General features: G+C 40.3%; 24 protein-coding genes. 17 read left to right on the top strand and 7 right to left on the bottom strand.

What is annotated here, in order from left to right:
* Positions 1-5: 5 nt before the first annotated feature.
* The 16 genes from rpsN to rplQ all read left to right on the top strand — a co-directional run bounded on the left by rpsN (position 6) and on the right by rplQ (position 8,399).
* Positions 6-275 (top strand): 30S ribosomal protein S14, encoded by a 270-nt coding sequence (rpsN, locus tag QZ076_RS05775; protein ID WP_028730661.1) that lies wholly within the window; start codon positions 6-8, stop codon positions 273-275.
* A gap of 54 nt (positions 276-329) precedes the next feature.
* The gene (rpsH, locus tag QZ076_RS05770; RefSeq protein ID WP_028730662.1) at positions 330-725 is read left to right on the top strand and encodes a 30S ribosomal protein S8; all 396 of its coding nucleotides are present in this window, start codon (positions 330-332) and stop codon (positions 723-725) included.
* A 16-nt stretch (positions 726-741) separates the two neighbouring features.
* Positions 742-1,293: a 50S ribosomal protein L6 gene (rplF, locus tag QZ076_RS05765; protein WP_075558838.1), complete on the top strand. Its 552-nt coding sequence runs from the start codon at positions 742-744 to the stop codon at positions 1,291-1,293.
* A 21-nt stretch (positions 1,294-1,314) separates the two neighbouring features.
* Complete coding sequence (gene rplR / locus QZ076_RS05760; protein ID WP_028730664.1) at positions 1,315-1,659, top strand: 50S ribosomal protein L18; 345 nt, start codon at positions 1,315-1,317, stop codon at positions 1,657-1,659.
* A 5-nt stretch (positions 1,660-1,664) separates the two neighbouring features.
* Positions 1,665-2,183, top strand: a complete 519-nt coding sequence (gene rpsE / locus QZ076_RS05755; protein WP_075560128.1) for a 30S ribosomal protein S5 — start codon at positions 1,665-1,667, stop codon at positions 2,181-2,183.
* Between the two features lie 16 nt (positions 2,184-2,199).
* Entirely contained in the window at positions 2,200-2,376 is a 177-nt protein-coding gene (gene rpmD, locus QZ076_RS05750; RefSeq protein WP_009859531.1) for a 50S ribosomal protein L30, read from the top strand.
* 29 nt (positions 2,377-2,405) lie between these two features.
* The gene (gene rplO, locus QZ076_RS05745; RefSeq protein ID WP_293711119.1) at positions 2,406-2,852 is read left to right on the top strand and encodes a 50S ribosomal protein L15; all 447 of its coding nucleotides are present in this window, start codon (positions 2,406-2,408) and stop codon (positions 2,850-2,852) included.
* Between the two features lie 3 nt (positions 2,853-2,855).
* On the top strand, positions 2,856-4,196 hold the full coding sequence (gene secY, locus QZ076_RS05740) for a preprotein translocase subunit SecY (RefSeq protein ID WP_293711117.1): 1,341 nt from the start codon (positions 2,856-2,858) through the stop codon (positions 4,194-4,196).
* Positions 4,197-4,200: 4 nt separating this feature from the next.
* Positions 4,201-4,986, top strand: coding sequence for a type I methionyl aminopeptidase (map, locus tag QZ076_RS05735; protein ID WP_195373284.1), 786 nt, complete (start codon positions 4,201-4,203; stop codon positions 4,984-4,986).
* Positions 4,987-4,996: 10 nt separating this feature from the next.
* Positions 4,997-5,215, top strand: a complete 219-nt coding sequence (infA, locus tag QZ076_RS05730; RefSeq protein WP_028730670.1) for a translation initiation factor IF-1 — start codon at positions 4,997-4,999, stop codon at positions 5,213-5,215.
* Between the two features lie 12 nt (positions 5,216-5,227).
* Positions 5,228-5,344 carry a type B 50S ribosomal protein L36 gene (ykgO, locus tag QZ076_RS05725; RefSeq protein ID WP_005645768.1) on the top strand — a complete coding sequence of 39 codons (117 nt, stop codon included), beginning with the start codon at positions 5,228-5,230 and terminating at the stop codon, positions 5,342-5,344.
* Positions 5,345-5,380: 36 nt separating this feature from the next.
* A complete protein-coding gene (gene rpsM / locus QZ076_RS05720; protein ID WP_009859527.1) occupies positions 5,381-5,761 on the top strand; it encodes a 30S ribosomal protein S13 in 381 nt (126 codons plus the stop codon).
* Between the two features lie 11 nt (positions 5,762-5,772).
* A complete protein-coding gene (gene rpsK / locus QZ076_RS05715) occupies positions 5,773-6,162 on the top strand; it encodes a 30S ribosomal protein S11 (RefSeq protein WP_005634781.1) in 390 nt (129 codons plus the stop codon).
* Between the two features lie 123 nt (positions 6,163-6,285).
* Complete coding sequence (rpsD, locus tag QZ076_RS05710) at positions 6,286-6,891, top strand: 30S ribosomal protein S4 (RefSeq protein WP_293711114.1); 606 nt, start codon at positions 6,286-6,288, stop codon at positions 6,889-6,891.
* Between the two features lie 12 nt (positions 6,892-6,903).
* A complete protein-coding gene (locus QZ076_RS05705) occupies positions 6,904-7,896 on the top strand; it encodes a DNA-directed RNA polymerase subunit alpha (RefSeq protein ID WP_009859525.1) in 993 nt (330 codons plus the stop codon).
* A gap of 8 nt (positions 7,897-7,904) precedes the next feature.
* Complete coding sequence (gene rplQ, locus QZ076_RS05700; protein ID WP_293711111.1) at positions 7,905-8,399, top strand: 50S ribosomal protein L17; 495 nt, start codon at positions 7,905-7,907, stop codon at positions 8,397-8,399.
* A gap of 77 nt (positions 8,400-8,476) precedes the next feature.
* Here the strand turns inward: rplQ and QZ076_RS05695 are convergent, their stop codons facing one another.
* The 7 genes from QZ076_RS05695 to QZ076_RS05665 all read right to left on the bottom strand — a co-directional run bounded on the left by QZ076_RS05695 (position 8,477) and on the right by QZ076_RS05665 (position 14,522).
* Positions 8,477-10,057 (bottom strand): tetratricopeptide repeat protein, encoded by a 1,581-nt coding sequence (locus tag QZ076_RS05695; RefSeq protein WP_293711109.1) that lies wholly within the window; start codon positions 10,055-10,057, stop codon positions 8,477-8,479.
* Between the two features lie 21 nt (positions 10,058-10,078).
* Positions 10,079-11,020, bottom strand: a complete 942-nt coding sequence (locus QZ076_RS05690) for a substrate-binding domain-containing protein (RefSeq protein WP_293711242.1) — start codon at positions 11,018-11,020, stop codon at positions 10,079-10,081.
* Between the two features lie 46 nt (positions 11,021-11,066).
* The gene (locus QZ076_RS05685) at positions 11,067-11,882 is read right to left on the bottom strand and encodes an energy transducer TonB (protein WP_293711240.1); all 816 of its coding nucleotides are present in this window, start codon (positions 11,880-11,882) and stop codon (positions 11,067-11,069) included.
* Positions 11,883-11,896: 14 nt separating this feature from the next.
* Positions 11,897-12,559: a biopolymer transporter ExbD gene (locus QZ076_RS05680; protein ID WP_293711107.1), complete on the bottom strand. Its 663-nt coding sequence runs from the start codon at positions 12,557-12,559 to the stop codon at positions 11,897-11,899.
* A gap of 12 nt (positions 12,560-12,571) precedes the next feature.
* Positions 12,572-13,180 (bottom strand): biopolymer transporter ExbD, encoded by a 609-nt coding sequence (locus QZ076_RS05675; RefSeq protein WP_075558828.1) that lies wholly within the window; start codon positions 13,178-13,180, stop codon positions 12,572-12,574.
* Positions 13,181-13,185: 5 nt separating this feature from the next.
* Positions 13,186-13,995 (bottom strand): MotA/TolQ/ExbB proton channel family protein, encoded by an 810-nt coding sequence (locus QZ076_RS05670; protein WP_293711104.1) that lies wholly within the window; start codon positions 13,993-13,995, stop codon positions 13,186-13,188.
* 128 nt (positions 13,996-14,123) lie between these two features.
* Positions 14,124-14,522 (bottom strand): hypothetical protein, encoded by a 399-nt coding sequence (locus QZ076_RS05665; RefSeq protein WP_293711102.1) that lies wholly within the window; start codon positions 14,520-14,522, stop codon positions 14,124-14,126.
* 237 nt (positions 14,523-14,759) lie between these two features.
* Between QZ076_RS05665 and eno the strand changes: the two genes are divergently transcribed.
* A complete protein-coding gene (eno, locus tag QZ076_RS05660) occupies positions 14,760-16,046 on the top strand; it encodes a phosphopyruvate hydratase (protein WP_293711100.1) in 1,287 nt (428 codons plus the stop codon).
* Positions 16,047-16,263: the final 217 nt, after the last annotated feature.

Genomic DNA, 16,263 nt, shown 5'->3' with positions numbered 1-16,263 from the left:
TAGTTATGGCTAAGGAATCAATGAAGGCCCGCGAGGTTAAAAGAGCAAAGCTTGTTGAAAAATACGCTGCTAAAAGAGCACAGCTTAAAGCAGAAGGCAACTATGACGCTTTGCAGTCTTTACCTAAAAATGCTTCTCCTGTACGTTTGCATAATCGTTGCAAAATTACAGGTCGTCCGAAAGGGTATGTACGCCAGTTCGGTATTTCACGTATTCAGTTCCGTGAAATGGCATCCAATGGTTTAATACCGGGTGTAAAGAAAGCAAGTTGGTAAGTTTTTTTATTTAAATATTGTCCGGGTGGCCGGATCAATTTAATTCATTTATATATGACAGATCCTATTGCAGATTATTTGACAAGATTGCGTAATGCAATTAAAGCGAAGCACAGAGTTGTTGAAGTGCCGGCGTCAAATTTAAAGAAAGAGATCACTAAGATCCTTTTCGAAAAGGGCTACATTCTTAACTTCAAGTTTGTAGAAGAAGGTCCTCAGGGTACAATTAAGATTGCCCTGAAGTATGACTTGGTAAACAAAGTGAATGCGATCAAGAAACTTCAGAGAGTTTCTACTCCAGGTTTGCGTAAGTACACTGGTTACAAAGAAATGCCGAGAGTATTGAATGGTTTAGGTATTGCCGTTCTTTCTACTTCTAAGGGTGTGATGACAGACAAAGAAGCCCGCGATTTGAAGATCGGTGGCGAAGTATTATGTTATGTTTATTAATTAGGAGGAAAGAAGAATGTCAAGAATAGGAAAATTACCAATTCATGTGCCAGCCGGTGTAACGGTTACGATTAAGGATAGCGTAGTGACTGTAAAAGGTCCTAAAGGCGAGATGACTCAGGCCGTAAATCCTGATATAAATGTAACTTTGGAAGACGGAGTTATTCATTTAACAAGACCGACAGAAGAAAAGAACCATCGTGCATTACATGGTTTGTATCGTTCTTTGATCAACAATATGGTGATCGGTGTATCTGAAGGATACAAAAAAGAACTGGAATTAGTCGGTGTTGGTTATCGTGTTTCTAACACAGGCCAGCTGTTGGATCTTTCTTTAGGTTATACTCACAACATTTATTTGCAGTTGCCTAAAGAAGTGAAAGTTGAAACGAAGACTGAGAGAAATAAGAATCCTCTTATTATCCTTGAATCAGCTGATAAGCAATTAATAGGTCAGATTTGTGCAAAGATTCGTTCATTCAGAATGCCGGAACCGTATAAAGGTAAAGGTATTAAGTTCGTGGGTGAAGAAATTCGCAGAAAGTCTGGTAAATCAGCAGGTAAGTAATCTACGTAAACTGAAATTATCATGACAACGAAGGAAGAAAGAAGATTAAAAATAAAACGAGGTATACGTGGCAAAGTTTCAGGAACTCCTGAATGCCCGCGCCTTACTGTGTTTAGAAGCAACAAGCAGATCTATGCACAGGTTATAGATGATACTACAGGTAAAACTTTGGCTGCTGCTTCATCTTTGAAATTAGATGTTAAGGCTCCTAAGAAAGAAATCGCTGCCAAGGTTGGTGAGCTGATCGCTAAAGGAGCTCAGGAAGCTGGTGTTCAGGCAGTTGTTTTCGACCGTAACGGTTACCTGTATCACGGAAGAATTAAAGAATTAGCTGATGCTGCACGTAACGGCGGCCTTAAATTTTAATGAAGATGGCAGGAGTTAATAATAGAGTTAAATCGACCAACGACTTAGAGTTGAAGGACAGATTAGTTGCAATCAACCGCGTAACTAAAGTAACAAAGGGTGGACGTACTTTTAGTTTTGCTGCTATTGTAGTAGTAGGAAACGAAGATGGTATCATCGGTTGGGGCTTAGGTAAAGCTGGTGAAGTAACGACAGCTATTGCTAAAGGTGTAGAAGCTGCTAAAAAGAATTTGATCAAGGTTCCTGTTCACAAAGGTACTATCCCTCACGAACAGCTTGCTAAATTTGGTGGTGCACAAGTTTTGATTAAGCCTGCATCTCATGGTACCGGTGTTAAAGCTGGTGGTGCTATGCGTGCTGTATTGGAAAGTGTTGGTATTACTGACGTTTTGGCAAAGTCAAAAGGTTCTTCAAACCCTCACAACTTAGTAAAAGCTACTATTGCTGCTTTGGGTGAATTGAGAAGTCCGTTTGTAGTTGCTCAGAACAGAGGTATTTCTGTTGAAAAAGTGTTTAGAGGTTAATTAGGGAGGAAAAATTATGGCGACTATTAAAATTAAACAAGTTAAGAGTAGAATTAAGTGCCCGAAAGACCAGAAAAGAACACTTGATGCACTGGGCCTGACAAAGTTGAACCGTGTAGTAGAACATGAAGCTACTCCGGCTATCTTGGGTATGGTTGAGAAAGTGAAACATTTGGTTTCGGTAGAAAAGTAATAATTGGTTGAAAAAATAAATTATACGATATGAACTTATCAAATTTAAAACCTGCTGAAGGATCTACTAAGACCAGAAAAAGAATCGGCCGTGGTCCGGGTTCAGGATTAGGAGGTACTTCAACAAGAGGTCATAAAGGAGCAAAGTCTAGATCTGGTTATTCAAGAAAGATCGGATTTGAAGGTGGTCAGATGCCAATTCAGAGACGTTTGCCTAAATTTGGTTTCAAGAATATTAACCGCGTAGAATATAAAGCTATCAATGTCGCAACATTACAGTTAATGGCTGAAGCTCAGAACTTAACTAAGATTGGTGTAAATGAATTGATCGAAGCTGGTTTTATTTCTGCATCTCAACTGGTTAAAATTCTTGGTAATGGTAGCCTGACTGCTAAATTAGAAGTTGAAGCTCACGCTTTCTCTAAGAGTGCAGAAGCAGCTATCCAAGCCGCAGGTGGAACTGTTGTTAAACTCTAAGTCATGAGAGCAGTTGAAACAATAAAAAATATCTGGAAGATTGAGGATCTGAGAAATCGGATCCTCACCACTCTTTTATTGGTGGCTATATATCGCTTCGGAACGTATGTAGTACTTCCTGGTATTGATCCTCAAGCGTTAACCGCTTTACAGGCGCAGACAAGAGGCGGATTGCTTGCACTGTTGGATATGTTTTCAGGTGGTGCATTTTCTAATGCTTCTATTTTTGCATTAGGTATTATGCCTTATATTTCCGCTTCAATTGTTATGCAGTTGTTAGCCATCGCAGTTCCTTCTTTCCAGAAACTACAGAGAGAAGGTGAGAGTGGTCGTAGAAAGATCAACCAATGGACTCGCTACCTGACAGTAGCAATTCTGTTATTCCAGGGACCGACATACCTTGTGAACTTAAGTGTTCAGTTGAAGGCAGCCGGCGCAGCTTTACCTCCGGGTATCTGGTTTACAGTTTCTTCTACTATTATTCTGGCTGCAGGAAGTATGTTTATCTTATGGCTAGGTGAAAGAATTACAGATAAAGGTGTTGGAAATGGTATTTCGTTTATCATTTTGATTGGTATCATAGCCCGTCTGCCGCATTCATTGTTCCAGGAATTTATTTCAAGAACAAGTGAAAAAACTGGTGGTCTGGTTATGTTCTTGTTTGAAATGCTATTCCTTTTACTTGTTATTGCCGGTGCTATTTTATTGGTTCAGGGAACTCGTAAAGTACCCGTACAGTATGCAAAAAGAATTATAGGTAACAAACAGTATGGTGGTGCACGTCAGTATATCCCTTTGAAGGTGAATGCTGCTAACGTAATGCCTATCATCTTTGCTCAGGCAATTATGTTTATTCCTATTTCTATTGTAGGATTCTCTAGCACTGGTGATCAGAGCGGTTTTTGGGCTGCATTTATGGATAATACCGGTTTCTGGTATAATTTCACTTTTGCGGTATTGATTATCCTCTTTACTTATTTCTATACAGCTATCACGATCAATCCGACGCAGATGGCTGATGATTTGAAGAGAAACAATGGATTTATTCCGGGTGTTAAGCCAGGAAAAAGTACCAAAGACTATCTGGATACAATCATGGACCGTATTACTCTTCCGGGTGCATTCTTCCTGGCATTAGTAGCTATTATGCCTGCTTTTGCTAGAATCGCCGGTGTGAGTATGGAGTTCTCTCAGTTCTTTGGAGGAACATCTTTGTTGATTTTGGTTGGTGTGGTGTTGGATACATTACAGCAGGTCGAAAGTCATTTGTTGATGCGTCATTATGACGGTTTGTTGAAGTCAGGAAGAATTAAAGGACGTTCAGGCTCTGTAGCCGCTTATTAATAGAATGATCTATTTAAAGACAGATGAAGAAATCGAGTTGATGCGTTCGGCTAACCAGTTGGTTGGTCAGACACTGGGAGAGTTAGCTAAACATATCGCTCCCGGAGTAACAACTCTTCAACTCGATAAGATTGCTGAAGAATTCATTAGGGATAATGGAGCTGTTCCTGCCTTTTTAGGGTATGGTGGTTTTCCTAATTCAATATGTGCTTCTGTAAATGAACAGGTAGTGCATGGTATTCCTTCCTCGAAGACTATTTTAAAGGAAGGTGATGTCATATCGGTTGATTGTGGTACTATATTGAATGGTTTTGTTGGAGATTCAGCCTATACGTTTTGTGTAGGGGAGGTATCTCCGGAAGTAAAGAAATTGTTGAAGACAACAAAAGAATCTCTTTACTTGGGTATTCAACAAGCTGTAGAAGGAAAGCGTATTGGGGATGTCAGTAATGCAGTTCAAAAATATTGTGAATCGAACGGTTACTCTGTTGTCAGAGAATTGGTAGGACATGGTATTGGACGTAAAATGCATGAAGAACCTGAAGTACCGAATTATGGCAGATATGGTTGCGGACCTTTATTACGTAGTGGAATGTGTATCTGCATTGAACCTATGATCAATATGGGAAGCAAAAATGTGGTTTTTGAAAAGGATGGTTGGACAGTCCGGACTAAAGATAGAAAATGTTCTGCTCATTTTGAACATTGCATTGCTATCAGACCTGATGGACCACAAATCCTCTCTTCATTTAAGTTTTTAGAAGAAGTCCTAGGAAGTAACGCAATTTAATTTGATCTATATGGCTAAACAAGCAGCTATTGAACAAGATGGAGTAATTATTGAAGCATTGTCGAATGCAATGTTTCGTGTAGAATTAGAGAACGGACATGAGCTTACTGCTCACATTTCAGGAAAGATGCGTATGCATTACATTAAAATCCTTCCTGGTGACAAGGTAAGAGTCGAAATGTCTCCGTATGATTTATCAAAAGGTAGAATTGCTTTTAGATATAAATAAAAATAACTAGATATGAAAGTAAGAGCATCTTTAAAGAAGCGTACCCCGGAATGTAAAATTGTAAGAAGAAAGGGACGCTTATACGTAATTAACAAGAAAAATCCTAAGTATAAACAACGTCAGGGATAATTTATTATTTTTGCAAAATAATTATTAGTAAGTAATATGGCTATAAGAATAGTTGGTGTAGACTTGCCACAAAATAAAAGAGGAGAAATCGCTTTGACTTATATCTACGGTATCGGTCGGAGTGCTTCAAAATCTATTTTAGAGAAAGCAGGCGTTGATCGTGATATCAAAGTGAAAGACTGGACTGATGACCAGGCTGCAAAAGTACGTGAAGTCATTGGCGCTGAGTACAAGGTAGAAGGTGATCTTCGTTCAGAAGTTCAGCTTAACATTAAACGTCTGATGGATATCGGATGTTACAGAGGTGTTCGTCACCGTATTGGCTTGCCATTGAGAGGCCAGAGCACAAAAAACAATGCTCGTACTCGTAAGGGTAAGAAGAAAACTGTTGCAAACAAGAAAAAAGCTACTAAATAATAAGAGTTGATATGGCAAAAAAAACAGTCGCAGCAAAGAAGAGAAACGTAAAAGTTGACGCTTACGGTCAAGCTCATATTCATTCTTCTTTTAATAACATTATTGTGTCTCTTGCCAATAGCGAAGGTCAAGTTATTAGTTGGTCTTCTGCAGGTAAGATGGGATTCAGAAGTTCTAAAAAGAACACTCCGTATGCCGCTCAGATGGCAGCACAAGATTGTGCTAAGGTAGCTTATGATCTTGGTTTGAGAAAAGTAAAAGTATTCGTAAAAGGACCGGGTAACGGACGTGAGTCTGCTATCAGAACTATCCACGGTGCAGGAATTGAAGTAACAGAAATCGTTGACGTTACTCCGCTGCCTCACAATGGTTGTCGTCCTCCGAAAAAGAGAAGAGTATAATTAACTATAGTTTCTTGAACATTGAATCCGGAATTGTGAATAGATTGCATAAAGACCTTATCCTCTCTGTAATCGCGGCTGCACGGTTCCAGATTCAGACAGAAAAATTAAAACAATAAAAAAATGGCAAGATATACTGGACCAAAAACAAGAATTGCCCGTAAGTTTGGTGAAGCCATATTCGGACCGGATAAAGTTCTTTCTAAAAAGAATTATCCTCCCGGACAGCATGGTAACGCTAGAAAGAGAAAAACTTCTGAGTACGGAATTCAGCTTCGCGAGAAGCAAAAAGCAAAATACACTTATGGTGTATTGGAAAAACAATTTAGAAACCTGTTTGAAAAAGCACAGCGTTCAAAAGGTATTACCGGTGAAGTTCTGCTTCAGTTGCTGGAAGGCCGTCTGGACAATGTAGTTTTCCGTTTGGGTATGGCTCCTACAAGAGCTGCTGCTCGTCAGTTGGTTTCTCACCGTCACATTACTGTAGATGGTAAGGTTGTAAATATTCCTTCTTACTCTTTGAAACCCGGTCAGATCGTTGGTGTTAGAGAAAAATCCAAGTCTTTGGAAGTGATTGCTGATGCATTGTCAGGATTCAATCACAGCAAATATCCTTGGATTGAGTGGGATCAGTCTTCTTTAAGCGGAAAATTACTGCATCTGCCGGAAAGAACTGACATTCCTGAAAACATTAAAGAGCATTTGATCGTAGAATTGTATTCTAAATAATAATTGATTTCCATGGCGATATTAGCATTTCAAAAACCCGATAAAGTATTAATGTTGGAAGCGGACAATTTCTTCGGAAAGTTTGAATTTCGTCCGTTGGAACCCGGCTATGGTATTACTATAGGTAATGCTCTGCGCCGTATTCTCCTGTCGTCACTTGAAGGTTTTGCTATTACATCCATTAAGATCGAAGGTGTTGACCATGAATTTGGTACAATCCCCGGTGTTATTGAAGATGTAACAAACATTATCTTGAACTTGAAACAGGTACGGTTCAAGCATATTGTAGACGACATAGAGAATGAAAAAGTAAGTATTACTGTTTCGGGTTCCGAAGTGTTCAAAGCCGGTGATATAGGTAAACAACTGACCGGATTCGAAGTATTGAATCCAGACCTGGTTATTTGCCGTTTGGATCCGAACGCTGGTTTCCAGATTGAATTAACGATAAATAAAGGACGCGGCTATGTACCCGCTGACGAAAACAGAGATCCGAATGCAGACGTTCACGTGATTGCTATCGACTCTATTTACACTCCTATACGCAACGTTAAGTATTCGATCGAGAACTTCCGTGTTGAGCAAAAAACGGACTACGAAAAGTTGGTTCTTGAAATAGCCACAGATGGTTCTATTCATCCGAAGGAAGCGTTGAAAGAAGCTGCTAAGATTCTGATTCACCATTTTATGTTGTTTTCAGATGAAAAGATTGCGATCGAGACAGTGGATACTGACGGCAATGAAGAATTCGATGAAGAAGTACTTCACATGCGCCAGTTGCTTAAGAGCAAGTTAGCAGATATGGATCTTTCCGTTCGTGCATTGAATTGCTTGAAAGCTGCAGATGTTGAAACATTAGGTGAACTGGTTAAGTTCAACAAGAATGATTTGTTGAAATTCCGTAACTTCGGTAAGAAGTCGCTCACTGAACTTGATGAACTGCTTGAAAGCTTGAACCTTTCATTCGGTATGGATATCACGAAATATAAATTAGATAAAGAGTAAGTAAAGCGATGAGACATAATAAAAAATTCAATCATTTAGGTCGTACGAATACTCACCGTGAAGCAATGCTGTCTAATATGGCTTCTTCTTTGATCAAGCATAAGAGAATCTTTACGACAACAGCAAAAGCGAAAGCGCTTCGTAAGTTTGTTGAACCTCTGATCACAAAGTGTAAAGAGGATACAACTCACTCAAGACGTATCGTATTCAGTACATTACAGGATAAAAATGCTGTAACAGAACTTTTCAAAGAAGTAGCTCAGAAGATCGGTGATCGTCCGGGTGGTTATACCAGAATCATCAAGACTGGTAACCGTTTAGGTGATAACGCTGCAATGTGCTTCATTGAATTAGTTGACTATAACGAAAACATGTTGAAAGATACAACAGCTAAGAAAGCTACGAAAACAAGACGTTCTCGTAAAAAATCTACAGCTGCTGAAACTGCAGAGGTTGCTGAAGCACCTGTTGCAGAAACAACAGAAGAAAAAGCTGCAGAATAATTTCTGTAACTTATATATAATAAAAACAGCCGGCATTTATATGTCGGCTGTTTTTGTTTATATAGGTATTAAGTCTTTTATTTTATATTTTCCAATGCTTCTTGTGCCATAGTATTGGACGGATCGATTGACAATATCTTATTCCAGTATGATTTGGAACTGTACATATCCTGTTTAAGATAATAGTAATAAGCCAGATAGCGATAACATTCCGTTAATTCATTACGATATTTATTTTTATTTTTTTCTAGTATAGGAATACAGGTCTCATAATAGGGTTTAGCTAATCCCTGTTCTGTTTCTGGATCCAGTTGAGATTGTGTTCGTGCTTGCCATAAACTTCCCAGATGACTGTCTGGCACACGTTCTTTTACTATGGCAAATAAGCTATCTGCTTTCACCAAGTAGTAACTGGCTTCTAAGCTATCTTTTGTCGCTGCAGAATAATAGTATTTACCCAGTTGGTAATAATCGGCGGCTTCCGATTCTTTACCTAATGACTTTATATACTGTGTATAGGCATTAATCGCCTCAGAATCCTTTTCGCTATTACTGTATACTTCAGCAAGGTCTTTGTACACTTCTGTGTGAGCCGGGCTTTCTTTTATTGCTTTTAGCAATGCTTCTGCTGCTTTATCGTACTGCTTGGCTTTGTTGAGTAAGCGACCGTAGTATAAGTAATCCTGCCATATGTATTTAGCATCCGGATCATTGAAGAATGTCTTGATTGCTTCAAGCCCTTTTTCATATGCCTTCATTTCATAGTTATTATAAATACATAGACGCTTCAACAGGAAATTATTGGAATCGATTGTCTGTCCTTCATTGATCACCTGGCTTGCTTCTTCATATTGCTTGTTAAAGAACAAAGCAGATGCATAATGGATTAGGTTGTCAATAGAGTAAAGGCCTCCTGCCATATAAGTTTTATATGCAGCTACCGCTTTGGAGTATGTCCCCTGTAATGAATAAATATTGCCAAGTTCGTTATAGGCAGGAAGATAATCCGGATAGTTTGTAATTACTTTTTGGAGCATTTCTATGGATAATGCCGGCTGGACACCTTGGTAAACATTTGCATATTTGAGATAGGCTTCTTTACAGGAGGGATCGAAGTGAAGAGCCTGTTCATATCTCCCGGCCGCATCCCCCGGCTTATCTTCGCTGATCAACATATCGCCTTCGTATATGTAAATTGCCGGATCATTGATGTTATACTTTTTGGCATTATCAAGAGCTACCTTTGCTTCTGAATTCATTCCATAAGCTGAATAAGCTCTGGCAATGGCCACATAAACCGATACATTTTTCTTATCAACTTTGGTTGCTGTATCAAATGCTTTTTGGGCTGCCGACTTGTCTGTTTTTAGTAATACTTTTCCTTCTCCCACTTTATTATAAGCGTAATCGGAAGAAACAGCCCAGCCTTTTTGATAGTTTGTCAGGGCATCAGTTGTTTTTCCGGCGTCGAAGGCTATTTCTCCCAGGTAATAGAGCGCTTCTGCCTGTTCTGCGGGAGAACCGTTTAACTGTTTACTGAAAAGCTGGTGTGCAATCGTCGGTTCACCGGCTTTATAATAAGCAATTCCTTGTTGGTTATCAGCGTGAATAGCTATCGCTATCAGGCTTAAGATGAGTATATATAACTTCTTTATCATAATGATTGATGTTTATAAGATTTATAATTGATCTCTAACATTGATCAGCCGGACAGGTTGTGTGGCCGGAAGAATCCCGGATTTGAGAATGATCCGTTGTCCCCGGTCGCTGGTGATAAAGGTGGTAAAACCGGAAGCTAGCCCCATACGCGGCTCTGACAGGATCAGGTAAACAGATCTTGTCATCGGATATTCCTTTAAGGCTATGTATGCTTGATACGGTTTAAGGCTATTGGTAACGGTCGCATTTCTATAACGACTGACTGCCATTACTTTTATATCGTCCAGAAAACTCATACACGTTGAATCCAGAGGGTTACTGATCCAGTTCACTCCAATGATACCCAGTGCTCCCGGAGTTTTAGATACATAATCCATTACCTGCCGGTTATCTCTCATAGCATGAAGATTACCACTCAACGGTTCTCCGCTGCAGATTGAATCGATAGCATAACGAACTGTTCCTGAATTCGGATTGTCGAATACCACTTCTATTTTTCCAGACTTATTATCTGTAGTAAACTCTTCCCAATCCTTGATCTTACCTGTCAGTATATCTTTTAATACCGGAATGCCAATCAGGGAGTCTGTATTTTGTCTGTTTGTGATTAAAGCGATAGCATCGGTTGCGATATGAATACTTTGGGGAAATAGCTTTCTGCCGTTCATATATTCAGTTTCTTCCCGGGTTAGCGGTCGTGAAGCGATTGCCAACCGTGTACTGTCATGTAATAAGCGGTTGATCGTTTCTGTTTCACCGGAGAAGTAGGGTACTATGCCCGCTTCTTTATAGAGACTTTCAAACACGGCGATCTCTTCTTCTATAATCGGAGTAAAGCAACCGTCGGAGGCAATTGCTATTACACCGCTCGTAGGAGTATCGTCCGGCGAATTGCTTTTCTTGCTGTTGCAGGATGCCAGCATCATCAGAAGAAAAGACATGCCGAGGTATATCACGATCATGGATATACCCCAAACAAGCCTCCTTTTTATACACTTTACCTCCATATTATTGCAATCTGAAGCGTACCGGGACAGTGAAATAGACCGGTACAGGTTTACCATTTTGTTTTCCCGGGACCCATTGCGGAAGAGACTTGATAACGCGTATCGCCTCTTTATCGCAGGATGGATCCAATTGTCTTAAGATCTCCACCTTGGTGACTTCGCCTGTCGGACTGACAACAAAACGGAGTGTGACTATTCCTTCGATACCATTTTCAGAAGCGATTACCGGATACTTTAAATGGGTACTTATGTATTTCAACAAGGCTTCGTTTCCACCGGGGAATTGCGGCATCTGTTCAACAGCTACGTAAGGAGTCGCTTCCTCCTCGATCACTTCTTTGTTATCTTTCAGATCGGCGATGTCGATTGCATCTTCACTGTCAGAGCCTTTTACATCGGCGACAGAGATAGCCAACTTGGATGTGGTCAGCTCTTCCTGTGTTTTGATTTCCTCTTCATCCCTTACATCTTTGTCCGCTTTGATGACAGGCGGAGTAAATTTGATCGTACTTTTCAGTACGGGAGGAGGAGGGGCCTCAATAGTACGAATTTGATTTTCTTCCGGCACCTTCGTTTCCATCTGCAGGTTAGAAAGTGTTGTAACTTCCAGTATCTGCTCTTCGGTATGTTGCGGGATGACAGATTTGATTAAAGACGGAACAGTCATTACCAGGATTGCTCCGATGGCAACAATTATCAGGGCACGAATATGTCTACGGGAGGAATTTTTGCGTAGCTCGTAAGCTCCGTATTCTTTATTCTTTTCCTTGAAGATCAAATCGGTCCATTCCGGTGAGTTTAGATTTATATTATTAATATTAATCATGATCGTCATTTTTTATTCGCCTGGGCGATCTCTTTGGAAAGTTCGCCCCCGCTTTTTAGATTATCAACCAGGAATTTATCTCCGTCAGTGATATCGACAATCGCGTATTTGCCTATGTTGCAAATCTGCATTTCGTCGAGTGCATCCACCAGGTCTTTGTAAGAAGCATCGTCGGTAGCTTTAATCAGTACTACCGGTGCGTCTTTACCTCCCTTGATTTCAGCGGCTTGTTTTTTGAACTCATCTTCGGAGATTTCTTTATTCAGCTTTTTTACTTTCAGTTCCGTGATTTTCTGTACGGCATCGGCGTTACGTTCCAAAAGAATGTTACGTAATCCGGTGGAAGAGAAGTCGGTAGTCTGCAGCGATTCAACATGTTCGTAATCCGGTTCGCCGAAATAGTAATACACCTTACTGTCTTCACCCAGTATAAGAGTGATGGCTTTGGAGGCTTTTACTTTCGTCTGTTCGGCTTCCGTCACATGGTCTTTCGACGGCATACTGATCTCCATGGTCTGCGGTTTGCTGAGCGAAGTACAGAGCATGAAGAAAGTAATCAGTAACATGTTCATATCCACCATCGGAGTAAAGTCCACACGGATATTCACCTTTTTCTGTTTACCTTTCTTGCCGTCGTCTTTACCTTTATCTGTATTTACTTCTGCCATAACGTTTGTTGTTTAGGCATTGTCAGGCACATTTTTGAGAGTGGTGATCAGGTTATACCTGTTTTCCCTCAAGTCCTGCAATGTGTTCATAATATTCTTAATCTTCGGATAAGGAGTCTGTTGATCGGCTTTAATGGCAATCACCAGGTCACGGTTTACTTCGCGGGCATGTTGAACCCACGCTTTAAACTGGTTGTTGGTACTGTCGGCCGGGATTCCGTAGTTGACTATTAACCGGTCTTGTTCGGATCCCGGGAGATTCAGAAACTCCTGCATATTCTGGATAGGAACACCAAAGGAAGGAAGCAGACTGAATTCATATATTTCTTTGTCGGTAAAGTTTATTCCATAATCTTTTCCCAGCATCTTCAATACATTAGCCTTGTCTTCCTGTTTATCCAGGCTCATAAAAACTTTCCCGTCCGGGTCTACCAGGATTGAAAGAATATTAGTTTCCGGTATTTTGATTTCGGAAACAGATCCCGGTGTCGTTACCATAACCGGTTCTTTCTGAATAAAGGTAGATGTCAGCATAAAGAAAGTAAGCAGCAATACTGTCACGTCACTCATTGCCGTCATGTCAATGAATGTACTTTTGCGTTTTACTATGATCTTAGGCATATCCTTCAGTGTTTAGCAGCGAATGTCTGTACGATAGAGAAACCTATCTCGTCAATAGCATAGGTAATATTATCTATTTTACTGGTGAAATAGTTGTATGAGATGATGGCCATGGCACCGGTGGCGATGCCTAAAGCCGTATTAACCAGTGCTTCAGAGATACCAGTAGACAAAGCAACGGAGTCGGGAGCACCCGCATTGGCCAGAGCGGCAAACGACCGGATCATACCTAATACGGTTCCCAACAATCCGAACAAGGTACCTAACGTTGAGATCGTAGCGATGACAGGCAGGTTCTGTTCCATAGTCGGTAACTCCAGTGCTGTACTCTCTTCAATCTCTTTCTGAATGATGACCATCTTTTGTTCTTTTGTCTGATCTGCCCTCTGCGCAACATCTGCATAGCGTGTCAGTGCTGCATTAACGACATTGGCAACGGAGCCCTGCTGTTCTTTGCAGGCTGCTTTTGCTGCATCCAGATTACCTTCTTCAAGGTCTTTCTTAATGGTCTGCACGAACCCCATCAATCCTTTTTTCCCTTTGGAGCGGCTGATGGCGATGAAACGTTCTACACTTAATGTAATAACAGTCAATAGAAGAGTGATTACAACAGGAACTATATAGCCACCTTTGTAGATCGTACCTGCATAGTTTCCGGGAAGCGGATGGTTGTCAGGATTATTATCCATGAAGTTAGATGGATTACCCAGGACGAATTCAAAGAAACATACTGCCAGGATAAAGCAAACGATAATAACGATACCGGCTGATACGCCATTGGATGTTTTTAATATAACAGATTTATTTGTTTTCATAATTTTGATATTATATTAGAGATAATAAACAGAAAATAATAGTTGAGTGCACAAATAAGGGGATGTGCATTCGGATCATACCTTACAAAAAGGCATAACCAGCGATTACAGTTGTTTAATCTATAATATCAAATAACGAGTTTTCGTAAAACGTAGATCCAAAGATTTCCACATTTACGAAGCGAAGAGTAGTTTAAGGTTTGAATTGTAGATAAAGTCTCCGATACTTTATATTGTATAGCTTGGCCTTTCAGGTGTAAAAGGAGAAGGTTTTTATTGTTGTTCGATAATTTGAACAATCGTTCGTTGTTATCGGAAGCCGGTTTAGTACGGGTTGTTATATCATAAGATTCAATGGGGACTTTTCCTAGTTCAAACTTCTTAAACTCTTCATCCGGGGAAGAATTTTTTTCATCATCATTCGAGGTGTATTGTTGGATTGTAGTTTTGCTATCTGCATTAAACGCGATCTCTTGGCCGATAAAGACCAAGGTAAGAAGTGTCAATATGGATAGAATCTTTTTCATAACCTCAATAACATGAGACTGTTTATGTTGAAACATTTGACAGATGCAAATGGTTGAAACTTTTTATAAAAAATATCAACTAATCTCCAACGCAAATTTAGATAAAATATTGAATCGTAAAAGAAACTCTTCTATTTATTCATCGAAAAACTCTATAAGGACTTGGCAACAATCGGCGTATAAACTTTGTTATATTTGTACTGAGTGAAAAATAATAAAGTACTAAATATTTAGGTTATGAAAATTGAAAAAGTAGTAGGTAGAGAGATTCTTGATTCCCGTGGAAACCCGACAGTAGAAGTAGATGTACTTCTTGAATGTGGCGCATTTGGCCGTGCAGCCGTTCCTTCCGGTGCTTCAACCGGCGAAAACGAAGCTATCGAACTTCGTGATGGCGATAAGAAACGTTATAGCGGCAAAGGTGTTCTGAAAGCTGTAGATAATGTGAACAAAATTATCGCACCTGCAATTATTGGTATGAGTGCTTTGAACCAGCGTGAGATCGACCATAAACTGATCGCTTTGGATGGAACAAAGACAAAGTCGAAGCTGGGAGCCAATGCCATGTTGGGTGTTTCGCTTGCCGTAGCTAAAGCTGCCGCCAATTATCTCGATCAGCCGCTTTACCGCTATATCGGTGGAACGAATGCTTATGTATTGCCTGTTCCGATGATGAATATTATCAACGGAGGTTCGCACTCTGATGCACCGATTGCATTTCAGGAATTCATGATCCGTCCGGTAGGCGCGAAGAGTTTCCGTGAAGGCTTACGTATGGGAGCTGAAGTATTCCATGCATTGAAGAAAGTTCTGCATGACCGGGGTCTGAGTACTGCTGTTGGTGACGAAGGTGGTTTTGCTCCCGCTCTTAACGGAACAGAGGATGCACTGGGATCTATTATGGCTGCAATTAAAGCTGCCGGATACGAACCGGGAAAGGATGTAACTATCGCTATGGACTGCGCCTCTTCTGAATTCTACGATAAGAAAGGAACTTACGATTATACTAAATTTGAAGGTCCGAATGGTGCAAAACGCACAGCAACAGAACAGGTGTTGTATCTGACTGAACTGGTAAATAAATATCCGATCGACTCGATCGAAGACGGTATGGATGAAAACGACTGGGAAGGTTGGAAGAAACTTACCAAGGCTTTGGGCGACCGTATCCAGCTGGTTGGTGACGACCTGTTCGTAACTAACGTTGAATTCCTGAAGAAAGGGATTGAAGAAGGCTGTGCCAACTCTATCCTGATCAAAGTAAACCAGATCGGAACATTGACCGAGACACTGGATGCAATCGAAATGGCTCATCGTAACGGATATACATCTGTTACTTCACATCGTTCGGGTGAGACCGAAGATGCGACAATTGCCGATATCGCAGTTGCTACTAACAGTGGACAGATAAAGACCGGTTCATTGAGCCGCTCAGACCGTATGGCTAAGTACAACCAGTTGCTTCGTATCGAGGAAGAATTGAGTGACCTGGCAGTCTATGGTTACAAGACTTATAAGAAATAAGATAAACTCCATTTGGTGTGATTTAAAATGACGAGAGGCTGTCCTGTAAAGGATGGCCTCTTTTGTTTTGTATCTGCTGTGCTGAGTGTTTTTTCATGCCGGGATCTAAGTCTTTTCATGCTGTATATTAAGAGAAAAGAGGCCGATGTTTAAGCATTTTAGCCCTGATGTTTTTTAATACAAGGCTTGTATTGCTAAAAAGTAAGGCTAGTCTTAC

The organism is uncultured Parabacteroides sp., from assembly GCF_905196875.1.
Lineage (GTDB): Bacteria > Bacteroidota > Bacteroidia > Bacteroidales > Tannerellaceae > Parabacteroides.
Note: the sequence above shows the minus strand (reverse complement) of the source record. Positions and strands in the feature narration are given on the sequence as shown.